General features: G+C 42.1%; 10 protein-coding genes. 4 read left to right on the plus strand and 6 right to left on the minus strand.

Going from position 1 to position 13,990, the window contains the following annotated elements; translation table 11 throughout:
- Nucleotides 1-6: 6 nt before the first annotated feature.
- The 3 genes from QX565_RS04475 to QX565_RS04485 all read right to left on the minus strand — a co-directional run bounded on the left by QX565_RS04475 (nucleotide 7) and on the right by QX565_RS04485 (nucleotide 3,520).
- Entirely contained in the window at nucleotides 7-1,065 is a 1,059-nt protein-coding gene (locus tag QX565_RS04475; RefSeq protein ID WP_289291535.1) for a PDDEXK nuclease domain-containing protein, read from the minus strand.
- Between the two features lie 77 nt (nucleotides 1,066-1,142).
- Nucleotides 1,143-1,559, minus strand: a complete 417-nt coding sequence (locus QX565_RS04480) for a Fur family transcriptional regulator (protein WP_025866617.1) — start codon at nucleotides 1,557-1,559, stop codon at nucleotides 1,143-1,145.
- A gap of 38 nt (nucleotides 1,560-1,597) precedes the next feature.
- On the minus strand, nucleotides 1,598-3,520 hold the full coding sequence (locus tag QX565_RS04485) for a heavy metal translocating P-type ATPase (protein ID WP_289291537.1): 1,923 nt from the start codon (nucleotides 3,518-3,520) through the stop codon (nucleotides 1,598-1,600).
- 459 nt (nucleotides 3,521-3,979) lie between these two features.
- On the opposite strand from QX565_RS04485, the gene QX565_RS04490 reads away from it, so the two are divergent.
- Together QX565_RS04490 and rnhB are read left to right on the plus strand one after the other, a co-directional pair.
- Nucleotides 3,980-6,184 (plus strand): sodium-translocating pyrophosphatase, encoded by a 2,205-nt coding sequence (locus tag QX565_RS04490; RefSeq protein WP_221650675.1) that lies wholly within the window; start codon nucleotides 3,980-3,982, stop codon nucleotides 6,182-6,184.
- Between the two features lie 181 nt (nucleotides 6,185-6,365).
- On the plus strand, nucleotides 6,366-6,968 hold the full coding sequence (rnhB, locus tag QX565_RS04495; protein ID WP_289291539.1) for a ribonuclease HII: 603 nt from the start codon (nucleotides 6,366-6,368) through the stop codon (nucleotides 6,966-6,968).
- Here rnhB and QX565_RS04500 read toward each other — a convergent pair.
- The 3 genes from QX565_RS04500 to QX565_RS04510 form a co-directional block, all read right to left on the minus strand.
- On the minus strand, nucleotides 6,957-8,426 hold the full coding sequence (locus QX565_RS04500) for a DUF5723 family protein (RefSeq protein WP_289291540.1): 1,470 nt from the start codon (nucleotides 8,424-8,426) through the stop codon (nucleotides 6,957-6,959). The two genes, rnhB and QX565_RS04500, sit on opposite strands and share 12 nt — an antisense overlap.
- A gap of 29 nt (nucleotides 8,427-8,455) precedes the next feature.
- Nucleotides 8,456-10,240 (minus strand): hypothetical protein, encoded by a 1,785-nt coding sequence (locus tag QX565_RS04505; protein WP_221650672.1) that lies wholly within the window; start codon nucleotides 10,238-10,240, stop codon nucleotides 8,456-8,458.
- 285 nt (nucleotides 10,241-10,525) lie between these two features.
- Nucleotides 10,526-11,452, minus strand: a complete 927-nt coding sequence (locus QX565_RS04510; RefSeq protein WP_221650671.1) for a magnesium transporter CorA family protein — start codon at nucleotides 11,450-11,452, stop codon at nucleotides 10,526-10,528.
- Nucleotides 11,453-11,716: 264 nt separating this feature from the next.
- On the opposite strand from QX565_RS04510, the gene gpmI reads away from it, so the two are divergent.
- Both gpmI and QX565_RS04520 read left to right on the plus strand, forming a co-directional pair.
- Complete coding sequence (gene gpmI / locus QX565_RS04515; RefSeq protein WP_221650670.1) at nucleotides 11,717-13,231, plus strand: 2,3-bisphosphoglycerate-independent phosphoglycerate mutase; 1,515 nt, start codon at nucleotides 11,717-11,719, stop codon at nucleotides 13,229-13,231.
- Nucleotides 13,232-13,349: 118 nt separating this feature from the next.
- The gene (locus QX565_RS04520; RefSeq protein WP_221650669.1) at nucleotides 13,350-13,931 is read left to right on the plus strand and encodes a DUF3109 family protein; all 582 of its coding nucleotides are present in this window, start codon (nucleotides 13,350-13,352) and stop codon (nucleotides 13,929-13,931) included.
- Nucleotides 13,932-13,990 lie beyond the last annotated feature (59 nt).

Below are 13,990 nucleotides of genomic sequence, written 5' to 3' on the forward strand. Positions count from 1 at the left end.
TGTTTTTTACTGCAAACGGTCATATTCGTTTAATTGCTCTTTCAGCTCTTGCAGGTCGGGGAGCGCTTGTCGGATTTCTTCCGGAAGTTCATTATAAGTATAAGTACTGACTCCAATAGGTTTGTTGATGTCTCGAAGCGAGAATTCCACTTCATAGTCATCTTTTCCTTTGCAGAGGAGAATACCGATGGTGGGGCGGTCTTGGGAGTCACGTACCAGTTCGTTAATAGCTGATACGTAAAAATTGAGTTTACCTATGAATTCGGGCTCGAACTCTTTCGCTTTTAATTCGATAATGATATAGGCCTTAAGTTTTGTATGATAGAATAGCAGATCCAATCTATACTCTTTTTTACCTACTCTCAGCAGGTATTGCCGTCCCATGTAAGCGAAGCCTTGTCCCATCTCCAATAAAAATTGTGAGATGTGTTGTACAAGACCATTTTCAATGTCGCGCTCCAATGCTTTGTCTGAAAGTTGGAGGAAATCGAAATGATACGGATCTTTGATAAGTTCGTTGGCGAGTTCACTTTGAGGTTCGGGGAGAGTGGTAGAAAAGTTATTGATAGCTTTGCCTTGAGTATGATAGAGGTCTTTTTCGATGTGATATTCTAATATGGCACGACTCCATCCGTTTTCGATGGTTTTGTGGATGTAGAAGAGGGCTTCCTGAACAACTTTGGTTCGTTCCATTATGAGTCCGTGATGCCCCCAGGGTATTTGGAATAAAGAATCGTCTTCTAATTTGGCCACAAGTTGTGGCCGAATTGTATTGTCTTGATTATAAAAGAGATAGAACTGTTTGCAACGTCTTAGATTCCGATAAGAGAACCCGCCTATAGTAGGAAATTCCATTTGTAAGTCTTTACTAAGCCGTTCTATGAATCCGCTTCCCCATTGTGCATTCTCTTGCTTTTCTACAATCTGTTGCCCGAGGTTCCAATATAGGCGGATGAGTTCGCTGTTAATGGCTACTGCCGCTTTTATCTGGCTGAAACGTATTTTTGATTTAAGCTCTGTGAGCCATTGTCGGTAGTCTTCTTGCAATCCATAAAGCTGTTCCATTGTGTGTTGAATAGTATGATGAGACACAAAGGTAACAAAAGATATATATAAGAGAACGCTAACCGAATCTTTTTTTGTCAATGCGAACAATGATCACACAAGCCCTTTATTACGTAATTGATACTTTCTGCAGTGAAATGTTGTGGCAGGCTGACTGCCGGGATATGTATATTCCGCAGGCAATATGTCTTGTGGCACTTAGTACAATAGAAATGTACATGCAGATCATCAATGTCACAGTTGCATTCATTCCCACATACGGCGTACTTCAGTGAGCCTGAACCATCGTCTATACCATGTATGAGATGATGTTTCAGAAAAAGGTTAATAGTGCGTGAGAGTGTAGATTTGTCCACAGTATCCAGATACGTCTCCAGGTCGAGCAGACTGAAAGCCCGGTTGAACTGCATCATGGCTCGAAGGATAAGCAACCGCATAGCGGTTGGCTTAATATCCCGTTGTCCTAGTTTGTCGAGGTAGATATTCTCTTCCATAATCATTTTTTGTTTTCATTGTTCATGCCGGATGTAAACTAATCCGAGGCACCTTGCTTCTGTATTCGTATGGCATTCAGGATAGCCAGCAAAGCTACGCCTACATCAGCAAACACAGCTTCCCACATGGTAGCCATGCCAACGGCACCCAATAGCAATACGGCCAGTTTTACACCGAAAGCAAGAATGATGTTTTGCCAGACAATCCGTCGGGTAGCACGACCGATGCGTATGGCAGTTGCTACTTTAGACGGCTGATCGTTTTGTATCACTACGTCTGCCGTCTCGATGGCTGCATCACTACCTAAGCCTCCCATAGCGATACCTACATTGCTCATTGCCAGTACAGGTGCATCATTGATACCGTCTCCTACGAAAGCAATGCGGTGGGCAGGATTGGCCTTCAGTTGTTCAATATGGGCAACCTTTCCTTCGGGTAGCAGATCGCCGTATGCCTGAGATATTCCCAATTGCGCTCCTAATTTAGAAACAATTGCTTGTTTATCGCCCGAAAGAATTTGTATATTATCAATATTTAATGCTTTCAGTGCCTGGATAGCTATCTCTGCATCCTCTTTGGGAGTATCAGCCAGAAGAAGAAATCCGGCATATGTTCCGTCTACTGCACAAGTTACAATGGTATCTGCCGAAACATTCAATTCTGCCGGGCAGGCAATGTTGTAGCGGGAGAGTAGACGGGGATTACCTGCCAGTACTTCGTGCCCGGCTATGATAACTCTTAGTCCGTGTCCGGGTATCTCTGTTGTGTCTGTGGCAGGGAGGAGTGTTACTTCCTTTCGGATCGCATATTCACCGATGGCACGTGCTATCGGATGTGTGCTTTTCTGCTCCGCAGAGGCAACGTATTGCAATAACTCTATATCGGAAAAGAGTACGCTCTCCAGATGCTGTACTTCAAATACTCCTTTGGTGAGAGTTCCGGTCTTGTCGAAAACTACGGTGTTGACCTGAGTAATAGCATCCAGATAGTTTCCCCCCTTGAACAGGACTCCGGCGCGGGAAGCTGCTCCGATACCTCCAAAATAGCCTAAAGGGATACTGACAACGAGCGCGCAAGGGCAGGAAATAACCAGAAACACCAGACTCCGGTAAAGCCAGTCTCTGAAAACATAATCAAATGCAGGCACTCCCAATGAGTAGAGGAAGGGGAGGAGAACGATAAGTACTGCCAATCCCGTAACGATAGGGGTATATATCCGTGCAAACCGGCGTATGAATAACTCTACAGGTGCTTTCCGCTCGTTGGCTTCTTGTACCATGGCAAGTATTCGGGCAAGTGCACTTTCATTAAATGGTTTGGTTACTGTAAGCCGTACTACCCGGTCGGTAGCAATCATCCCTGCAAGCACCGTCTCTCCTAAGCGTATGGTTCGAGGACGACTTTCTCCGGTTAGTGCAGCTGTATTGAAAGAGGCCTGATCGTTTTGCATCATTCCGTCAAGAGGGACGCGTTCGCCGGCTTTTATCTCGATGGTTTCTCCTACCTTAACATTTTCAGGGTGCATTGCCTCCGGACGTTTATCACGGATGACTGTTGCCGTTTCCGGACGTACATCGAGCAGTGCTTTGATATTTCGCTGTGCATTCCCCACTGCACGATCCTGAAAAGCTTCTCCGATGGAGTAGAATAGCATCACTGCCACTCCTTCGGGATACTCACCAATGCAGAATGCGCCGATGGTGGCGATACCCATCAGCATAAATTCATTGAAGAACTCTCCGTGACGGAGTCGTCCGAAAGCCTCCCGCAATACAGGCCATCCTACGGGCAGGTAGGCCACTGTATACCATATCAGAGCACTGCCCGGCAGTGTAAACAGATTGAAATGATTGAGTATCATTCCTACTGCCAGCATGGTAAAACTGATGATAGCCGGTATATATTCGTTCTTTTTCTTTTCTGGGCTACAGCCGGAAGGGTGACAACAGTTACAGCTCATAATGATTCTATTATTGATTTCTGATGCAAATATAGGGCATTTGCATGTGCAACTGGGTTGCAATCTTGTCAAGAGCTGATTTATTGATTCTTAACTAAAAAAACAACTATTCGGGAAGAAAGTAGCATTTACATCACAACACAATGTCATTTGCGTCGTAACATAGTATGTAATGAACCGTAACATACCGTGTAATTTTCATTATATACCGAGGAAATACTTAAAAAGTACCGAAGAAAGAAGGCATATCCTCCGTATATAAAAGAAGAAAGGAGAAAGCTGCGGCTCTCTCCTTCTAATGTAGTTTAATTGAATCTACTTTATGATTACGTTAACAAAGATACGATATAAAAAAGCTAAAGTCAAGTAATCCGACATCTTTTTTCTTTCTTTTTTATTTGCTTATCTCGTTTGGAATCAATACTTTTAGCCTTTCGTAAACCTCTAAAAATTTATTCTATGGATAGCTTGCTTTTCTGGCTGGTTCCTGCCGCCTCTGTATTGGCTCTCTGCTTTGCTTATTATTTCCACAAGCAAATGATGAAAGAGAGTGAAGGTACTCCTCAAATGATTAAGATTGCTGCAGCAGTGCGCAAAGGTGCCATGTCTTATCTGAAACAACAGTATAAGATTGTGGGATGGGTATTTTTCGGTCTGGTAGTCTTGTTCTCTATTATGGCCTACGGTTTTCAGGTACAGAATGCCTGGGTACCTATTGCGTTTCTGACCGGTGGTTTCTTCTCCGGACTTTCGGGATTTCTTGGTATGAAGACGGCCACTTACGCTTCTGCACGTACCGCCAATGCTGCGCGTACTTCTTTAAATGCCGGACTGAGGATCGCTTTCCGTAGTGGTGCGGTGATGGGACTGGTAGTAGTAGGCCTTGGACTTCTTGATATATCTTTCTGGTATTTATTGTTGAACTGGGCCATTCCGGCTGATGTGCTGAGTCCTACTCATAAACTTTGTATTATCACTACTACGATGCTGACTTTCGGTATGGGAGCTTCCACACAGGCATTGTTTGCCCGCGTAGGTGGCGGTATTTATACCAAAGCAGCCGATGTGGGTGCCGACCTTGTGGGGAAGGTAGAAGCAGGCATACCGGAGGATGATCCGCGAAATCCGGCTACCATTGCCGATAATGTAGGTGACAATGTAGGTGATGTGGCTGGTATGGGAGCCGATCTTTATGAGTCCTATTGTGGCTCTATCCTTGCTACCGCTGCATTGGGGGCAGCTGCCTTTATTCATACAGGTGACACCGTGATGCAGTTTAAAGCCGTTATTGCCCCAATGCTGATTGCTGCTGTGGGTATTCTGCTTTCTATCATTGGTATCTTCTCGGTACGTACCAAAGAAAATGCTAAGATGAAAGACTTGTTGAACTCGCTTGCTTTCGGTACAAATCTGAGTTCGGTATTGATAGTAGCGGCTACTTTCTTTATTCTTTGGTTATTGCAGCTTGAAAATTGGATGTGGATTTCTTGTGCCGTGGTAGTTGGATTGGTTGTTGGTATTATCATTGGCCGTTCTACCGAGTATTATACATCCCAGTCCTATCGGCCTACTCAGAAGTTGAGCGAGAGCGGTAAGACTGGTCCGGCTACAGTTATTATCTCCGGTATCGGTTTGGGTATGATCTCTACAGCCATTCCTGTATTAGCTGTGGTAGTGGGTATTATAGCCTCTTTCCTGTTTGCTTCCGGCTTCGACTTCAATAATGTTGGTATGGGACTTTATGGTATTGGCATTGCTGCCGTAGGTATGCTTTCTACATTAGGAATAACCCTTGCTACGGATGCCTATGGACCGATTGCCGACAATGCTGGTGGTAATGCTGAAATGTCCGGTTTGGGTGAGGAAGTACGTAAGCGTACGGATGCCCTCGACTCATTGGGTAATACAACAGCTGCTACAGGTAAAGGATTTGCCATTGGCTCTGCTGCACTAACGGGGCTTGCCTTGCTTGCTTCTTACATTGAGGAAATCCGTATCGGGTTGACCCGTCTGGGAACAGTAGAACTGACGATGCCCAATGGCGATATTATAGCAACTGCCAATGCTACCTTTGTGGATTTTATGAATTACTATGATGTCACTCTGATGAACCCAAAGGTGCTTTCCGGTATTTTTATTGGTTCTATGATGGCTTTCCTTTTCTGTGGATTGACAATGAATGCCGTTGGGCGCGCTGCCGGTCATATGGTGGATGAAGTACGTCGTCAGTTCCGTGAGATAAAAGGTATCCTGACCGGAGAGGCGGAACCCGATTACGAACGTTGTGTGGCTATCTCCACCAAAGGTGCTCAGCGTGAGATGGTTATTCCTTCACTTATAGCCATTGTTGCTCCTATTCTTACCGGAGTTGTTTTTGGAGTGACTGGAGTTGTTGGGTTGCTTATCGGTGGTTTGAGCAGTGGTTTCGTACTTGCTATTTTTATGGCTAATGCCGGTGGTGCTTGGGATAATGCAAAGAAATATGTGGAAGAAGGTAATTTGGGTGGCAAAGGTGGCGAAGTACACAAAGCAACTGTTGTAGGCGATACCGTTGGCGATCCGTTTAAAGATACATCCGGCCCGAGTTTGAATATCCTGATAAAGCTTATGAGCATGGTCGCCATTGTTATGGCAGGTCTGACTGTTGCCTGGAGCTTGTTTTAGTTGAAAGTTGAAAATTGAAAATTACTATGCAGCGTTATAGCGTAGCCAATTTTCAACTAAATAATTATCTTTGTGCCGTTTTTTAAATGTAAGGATGATTGTGCTATTAGTTGAAAGTTGTTACGTAGCATGATCGCGCAGTTAATTTTCAACTTTCAATTTTCAACTAAATAAAGCGATTATGCTATTACCTTATTTGAATGAAGGTCTTGTGGAGGCTGGTTGTGATGAAGCCGGACGCGGTTGTTTGGCCGGTTCTGTTTATGCTGCTGCCGTTATTCTTCCGGTAGATTTTAAGAATGAACTCTTGAATGATTCCAAACAGCTCACCGAAAAACAACGTTATGCTTTGCGTGAGGTTATTGAGCGGGAAGCTATTGCCTGGGCTGTTGGGATTGTATCTCCCGAAGAGATAGACGATATAAATATTCTGAACGCCTCTTTTCTTGCCATGCACCGGGCAGTAGATCAGCTCAAGGTACGACCGGAACATCTTCTCATTGATGGTAATCGTTTTAAAAAGTATGCTGATATCCCTCATACAACGGTGATTAAAGGGGACGGGAAGTATCTGTCTATTGCTGCTGCTTCTATCCTGGCGAAAACTTATCGCGATGATTACATGAACCGGCTGCATGAAGAATTCTCTTATTACGATTGGGATCATAACAAAGGGTATCCCACAAAAAAACACCGTGCAGCTATTGCCGAACACGGTGTTTCTCCTTATCATCGGATGACCTTCAACCTGTTGGGTGACGGTCAGTTATCTTTAGAATTCTGATGTCGTAGTTGTTGTTACCACTTTTTTGGTTTTCTTCTTTCCCCAGGTAATGTTGAATCCCATACTTACGTTTGCATTAGCATTGCCTACCGGAACATATTGTGGGGTTACTTTGGTTATCATGTGGTCTGTTCCAATAAAGAAGTTGAAACCACTCGGGTGGAAATTCAGTACCCATCCCAATGACGAACCGAAACTGCTTATTGCATAGTTTACAGAAGCCTCAAACCATCTTACCGGGGCTACATTGGCTGAAAGGCGTGCTTCCGACCATGTGAAAGGCTTATTGAAATGTGTGGATGAAAGCAAACCGAATTTCAGGTTCTTATAATAAGGAAGCACGTATTCGGCACCGATATTCATGGTAGTGGCCAGTTTGGTAGTACGGCTCTTAACTGTTCCGTCATCATAGAACTTGATGAATTCTTCAAACTGATCTCCCAGGTTATCCAACTCGTCGTCTATATCTCCCGGTTCACCTTCTCCTGGTTTTACTGCAATTGGATTTTCAAATCCCTTGAAGGTGTAGTTATGTTGCATTTTAGCTTTCAGCCCGTTGTTCCATTTAATGAACCCCAGGTCAAGCAGAGCAGCCGAAAGGGTAAGTCCTTCTACGTAATCGTCCATTTTGTATACAGCTCCCAAATCAAATCCAACTCCGTAACCACCTATACCTGGACCATCGATGTCAAAACCGTCAATTTCTCCGGGTTTACCGTGTTCATCGGGCTCTTTACTTTCGAAATACCCCCCCTTCAATGAACCTTCTACCTGTCCTTCAGCATCTATGAGCCATTCGTCTTGTCCCATTGTGATGTCCATTCTCTTGATTTGCGCTTCTGCATTAGCTCCTCCTACCAGGAATTTAACTTTGGCACCTATTGTCAGGCGATCTTTAATGATCTCATGCGAATGTCCCAAAGCTACTTCTGCATAATTGTTGGAGCGTACGGTGAGATCTTTTACTCTATAATGAGTTCCGCCTTCGTCGCTCATTCCTGTTTTCATAAAGTCAAAAAGTCCGTATGGCAAGTTGACAGAAGTATTAGAGCGGAATGCAATTTCAAATGTATTGAAACCTCCGAAACCACGGAAACCAAATGCAATAATAGGCATACGAAGATTTACACTGAGGTGGTTGTTAGTATGCAGGTTGCTTAGAAACTCTTGACTGCCAACGGTCGGGTTCATAAACGTAGTCAGTTTATATCCGTTCTGATTATATTTATAAAGGAAATCATTCACCCCGATATTACCCTGAAGTCCTACATTGAAATTACCTAATACGAAGAAGGGTAAATTGATATAATTACTTTCATTCATAAATGCCGGGTTGAGCTGATGACGATAAGTCATACCTTCCATAAAATAGCTCGAGTTGAGGCTTTGTGCCCCTACGCCTGTAGTACAGAGAATAAAGAGTGAAGCCAGTGTGGCTTTTAATTTATAGTGTTTCATTGTTCTATTCGTTTTTTGATACATCTAAATTAGTTCAAATCTATAATTACACCATTGGGTACTTTCAGTCGTACATTCTTCAATTGCAACGTTTGGTTTTCGTTCAGTTGTTGTCCCTCGGCACCTTCTGCTGATGCTGCTACGATTTCGAAAGCAAGTCCGTCCAGTCTCTTGACAGCTCCGGAAGTCGTTTCTTTTATTTCAATGACTAATGTACTTTCAACGGCTATATTGTTCTTACCGGCTTTGATGGTACCGTCTTTTTTACCATCAACTATTACTGTGACAGCAACACCTTTCAGTTCTTCGGCTTTTCCTTGATTATCTACTGTCAGTGCCTTAGCTGTGAGGTTCAATCCTAACGGGATTGTGTTGAAAGCAGTAGCGGTAGCGTTTACCTGTTGTATTTCATAGTCTTTCAAGTCATCATACCAACCGTCTACACTGTCTTTGTAAACAATCGTTGTGATGTTTTTACCAAATACGAAAGGTACGTTCACGTCATAATCGGTAGTAATATTGTAAGTACGCCCTAATTCGACAGTAGTTTCGTCGGTAGTAGCGTTGGTTTTTACGTCGAACTTAAATATGTCAGGAATCTTGTTGATAAGTGTAGGCAAATTGGGCACTGCCACATGGGTTATTCCTTCCATATTTGTAGGTGCTAACGGTGAAAGACAGAATTTCTGATCTTCTTCTTTGTTCAGTTTGAAGCTGAATGTTACAGGCTTATTAGGATCTCCTACCGGTATTTCTTCACTACCCTTGTTTATGAAAGAAGTGATTATACCATTTACGTTTGCTGCAACCGGGGTATTGTTCTTAGCTGTGAAGAATACCATTGGATTCTGTACAGACAAGGTTACTTTTTCATCATCCAGAAAGTCGGGCAACCCGGACAGAGTAACCGGATCAATGTTGATATCTATCTTTGGTTGTACAATACCTGTAACTGACTTTATGCTGATAATAGGTTGTTTGGACTGTTTGTCCTGTAGTGTGATTTCCACTGTCAGATTGATACTAACAGGGCCTTCAACTCCTTGTTGTACATCGCCGGTATTGATACTGACTTCTCCTTCCAGAGAGATAGTTCCTTTCATCAGAAGTTGAGAATATTCATCGCCTTTGATAAACGTGACCCCTTCTTGATTATTACAGTTAATTCCGTCAACGGGAATTGTAATTGTCAGTCCATTTGCGGCAGTAGCTTCTTCTCCTGTCAGGTGTAATACTCCATTTGTGAGTCTCGGTGATTTGATAAACTTCGGGAAGCTCAGTTCAACACTCTTTAAAGTGAGTTTACTGATGATTGTTGCCGGTATAGAAAAGCGAATCACAGCTTCCATATCCATATCGATAGAAGAGAGGCTTGTGATATCTGTCGGAAGGTTTTCACCCTTCAATTCGAAATTTGTACTCTCTATTGGAAGTGGTGCTGAGATATCAGTTGGAGGAAGACCGGTCAGAGGCGGTATGGTAAAGTTTAATTCTGGTCTTATCGGGGTGATATTGGGGGCTTCTACCTGAAAGCCATTTACTGAGATGTTTGTGTTACTTTCCGATCCTTCCTGTAGCAGATAATAATTGCCTTCATTGTCGATCTTTACAACGCCATCTTCTTCAATATCCAGTATCTTACTCAACTTTATCGGCTCAGTCTCTCCTCCGGGAATAGCGAATTCGCTTCCACCCACCTGAATGGTTAAGTCGATGTCTTTAGTAAGATCATAATCGTTATCCACACAAGAGGATAGCGTGAGTAATGAGGCCATGAGGGCACATGAGCCGAGTTTTAAGTGTTTTTTCTTCATAATGCATTCCTTTTTAACACGATAGTAGTACTTTTTGCAAAAATAAACAAATAAATCAAACGGCACAAACTTTGTGTAAGAAATGCATCTTGCAGATATTCTTTGTTTTACAACAAAAAGAACACTTAAGCAGCTATTTAAACCACTTAAGCATTCTTTATGTCTGTTTGGACCTGATTTAATTGAAAATGAAGAAAGTTATTTAATGAAAAGTTGAAAGTTGTTGCCCTGTCACGCTGCATAGTACTTCTCCCTTCTCTACTCTCCTTTTTTCCTTCCCCTTCTTTAGAACCATTTAATCTTTCTGAATATGATGAACGCCATTGCAGAAAGCACTACTGAGGATAATACGATTAATGCAAAAGCATGTGGCACTTCATCAATGTGTATATCTACATTCATTCCATAGAAACTGGCAATCAGTGTAGGTATCATCAATGTAATAGACAGGCTTGTCATGCGTTTCATGATCGCATTCACATTGTTGGAAATGATAGAGGCAAATGCGTCCATGGTTCCCGTAAGGATATCACTATAGATATTCACGGTATTGAATGCTTGTTTTAATTCGATTATAACATCTTCCACTAATTCCTGGTCCAGATAGTCGGTATCTTGAAAAATACTTTTCAGCTTACCTATCATCACCTCATTACCACGAATAGAGGTGTTGAAGTAAACGAGTGTTTTTTGTAATTTCATCAGGCGCAGGAGATCTTCGTTGCGGATACTTTTTTCCAGCTCTTTTTCTGCTGCGGTGATGTCAATATTAATTTGTTTCAGGTATTTCAGAAACCATACTGCCGATGAATAGATAAGCCGTAAAATCAAGTCTAATTTATTGCGTACTATGATCCCTTTACGGCGGGTATGTTCAATAAAATCCGGTAGTAATTCCGTGTTGTGATAACATACGGAAACAATGATTTCATTGTTGGTAATGATACCAATGGGGACGGTACTGAATGGGATGGCGTTCTGATTACTTTGTACGGGTATGCGAAGAATAGTCAATAACCAATTTCCCTCCGTATCTGTACGAGGGCGTTCGTCGGTATCGGCAATGTCATTCAAAAAAGATTCTGGGACTTGTAATTCCTGAGTCAGAAACTCAAAATCATTTGCATCGGGGCATACTACATTCACCCAGCTATTGGGTAGCCATTGTGATTTTTCCACAAAGCCAGCCTCACAATAAAGATATTTTCTCATCTTATTGCCTCCTTTCGTTTGTTTTTAATCCGAACAGAGGCATCATGACGCTTGTATGGCTCTGTTCGCTTTTAGTTAATACTGTTGCACGTTCGCGGGTTTGAATCGTCCATATTTATATTCTTAATATTTTTAAAAGCGGGGCAAAAGTACGGAATATTTCTTATAAGAGTGCACCTTATTCTCCTTTTTTGTGATTAAAATAATCTTTTTCGTACCTTTGCACCCGAATTAAAGAAAGCCAATTAATTAATTTTAAATATTATGAGTAAGAAAGCCCTTTTAATGATCCTTGATGGTTGGGGAATAGGCGACCACGGAAAAGATGACGTAATTTTTAATACTCCCACTCCTTATTGGGATTATTTGCTAAAAACGTATCCTCATTCTCAGCTTCAGGCAAGTGGTGAGAACGTGGGTTTGCCCGATGGACAGATGGGTAACTCAGAAGTAGGACACCTTAATATTGGTGCCGGACGTGTCGTTTATCAGGATTTGGTAAAAATCAATCTGGCATGTCGTGATAACAGCATCATGAAGAACCCCGAAATTGTTTCTGCTTTTACTTATGCTAAAGAAAACGGAAAGAATATTCATTTCATGGGATTGACTTCTGATGGTGGTGTACACAGTTCATTGGATCATCTGTACAAGCTTTGTGATATATCCAAAGAATATGGTGTTGAGAATACATACATTCATTGTTTCATGGATGGTCGTGATACAGACCCGAAGAGCGGTAAAGGATTTATCGAACAATTGGAAGCGCATTGTGCAAAATCAGCCGGCAAGATTGCTTCTATCATTGGTCGCTATTATGCAATGGATCGCGATAAACGTTGGGAGCGTGTGAAAGAAGCATATGATTTGCTGGTAAATGGCATTGGTACAAAAGCTACAGATATGGTTCAGGCAATGCAGCAGTCTTATGATGAAGGTATTACTGACGAATTTATAAAACCGATTGTTAATGCGAACGTTGACGGTACAATTAAAGAAGGCGATGTTGTTATCTTCTTTAATTATCGTAATGACCGCGCGAAAGAGCTGACTGTAGTACTGACTCAGCAGGATATGCCGGAAGCAGGTATGCATACTATTCCGGGGTTGCAGTATTATTGTATGACTCCATATGATGCTTCTTTTAAAGGTGTTCATATCTTATTCGATAAAGAAAATGTGATGAATACTTTAGGTGAATATCTGGCTGCCAAAGGTTTGCAACAGCTTCATATTGCTGAAACAGAGAAATATGCACATGTAACATTCTTCTTTAACGGTGGACGTGAAACTCCATATAATAATGAAGACCGTATCTTGGTTCCGTCTCCCAAAGTAGCTACTTATGACTTGAAGCCGGAGATGAGTGCTTACGAAGTGAAAGATAAACTGGTGGCTGCCATCAACGAGAATAAATATGATTTTATCGTTGTGAACTATGCCAATGGCGATATGGTAGGACATACCGGTATTTATGATGCAATTGAGAAAGCGGTTGTTGCCGTAGATGCTTGTGTAAAAGAAACAGTTGAAGCAGCTAAGGCGCAGGGTTATGAAGCTATCATTATTGCCGATCATGGTAATGCCGATCACGCTTTGAATGAAGATGGTACTCCGAATACAGCACACTCTCTGAATCCGGTTCCTTGTGTGTATGTTACAGAAAATAAGGATGCTAAAGTAGAGAATGGACGTCTTGCTGATGTTGCTCCTACAATCCTGAAGATTATGGGACTTGAAGCACCGGCGGAAATGAATGGTAATGTACTGATTAAGTAATATATAATTTATGGTAGAGACGCACTGCATGCGTCTTGTAGCTTTGCAAACACGAATGAAATGTTTATAAGGGTACAAGGTGTATTCAATGCGTCTCTGCTTTTAATAGATTGAGTGAATGATTCAAATAGGAGATGTTGTAGTAAGTTTAGATGTGTTTCGCGAAAAATTCATTTGCAACCTGAAGGCTTGTAAAGGTGAATGTTGCATCGAAGGAGATGCCGGTGCTCCGGTTGAACTCGATGAGATTGCGAAGCTGGAAGAGGTGCTTCCTGTGATTTGGGAGGAACTTTCTCCGGAGGCTCGTGCCGTTATTGACAAACAAGGAGTGGTGTATACTGACCAAGAGGGAGATATTGTGACTTCTATTGTAAATAATAAGGATTGTGTATTTACTTGCTACGATGAAAAAGGCTACTGCTATTGTGCCATTGAAAAAGCTTACCGCGAAGGGAAAGTGAATTTTTACAAACCTGTGTCTTGTCATCTCTATCCTATTCGTGTGGGCGATTATGGTCCTTATAAAGCTGTTAATTACAGCCGTTGGGATATTTGTAAGGCAGCTGTGCTATTGGGCAAGAAAGAAGATGTACCGGTATATAAATTTCTGAAAGAACCACTTATTCGTAAATTCGGAGAAGAGTGGTATAGAGAGTTAGAGGTTACTGCAGAAGAATTAAAGAAACAACGTTTTATTTGATTGGAACAAGGTAGTATTCCAGCCTTTCTTTTTAAAAAGAAAAGCGCCGGTACAAAGGA

The sequence above is a fragment of the Bacteroides sp. 41_26 genome, assembly GCF_949740115.1.
In the GTDB taxonomy this organism is placed as follows: domain Bacteria; phylum Bacteroidota; class Bacteroidia; order Bacteroidales; family Bacteroidaceae; genus Bacteroides; species Bacteroides nordii.

Coding starts and splice junctions, on each gene's coding strand:
- QX565_RS04475 (WP_289291535.1), bottom strand. CDS start 1,065: ATGGAACAGCTTTATGGATTGCAAGAAGACTACCGACAATGGCTCACA.
- QX565_RS04480 (WP_025866617.1), bottom strand. CDS start 1,559: ATGGAAGAGAATATCTACCTCGACAAACTAGGACAACGGGATATTAAG.
- QX565_RS04485 (WP_289291537.1), bottom strand. CDS start 3,520: ATGAGCTGTAACTGTTGTCACCCTTCCGGCTGTAGCCCAGAAAAGAAA.
- QX565_RS04490 (WP_221650675.1), top strand. CDS start 3,980: ATGGATAGCTTGCTTTTCTGGCTGGTTCCTGCCGCCTCTGTATTGGCT.
- rnhB (WP_289291539.1), top strand. CDS start 6,366: ATGCTATTACCTTATTTGAATGAAGGTCTTGTGGAGGCTGGTTGTGAT.
- QX565_RS04500 (WP_289291540.1), bottom strand. CDS start 8,426: ATGAAACACTATAAATTAAAAGCCACACTGGCTTCACTCTTTATTCTC.
- QX565_RS04505 (WP_221650672.1), bottom strand. CDS start 10,240: ATGAAGAAAAAACACTTAAAACTCGGCTCATGTGCCCTCATGGCCTCA.
- QX565_RS04510 (WP_221650671.1), bottom strand. CDS start 11,452: ATGAGAAAATATCTTTATTGTGAGGCTGGCTTTGTGGAAAAATCACAA.
- gpmI (WP_221650670.1), top strand. CDS start 11,717: ATGAGTAAGAAAGCCCTTTTAATGATCCTTGATGGTTGGGGAATAGGC.
- QX565_RS04520 (WP_221650669.1), top strand. CDS start 13,350: ATGATTCAAATAGGAGATGTTGTAGTAAGTTTAGATGTGTTTCGCGAA.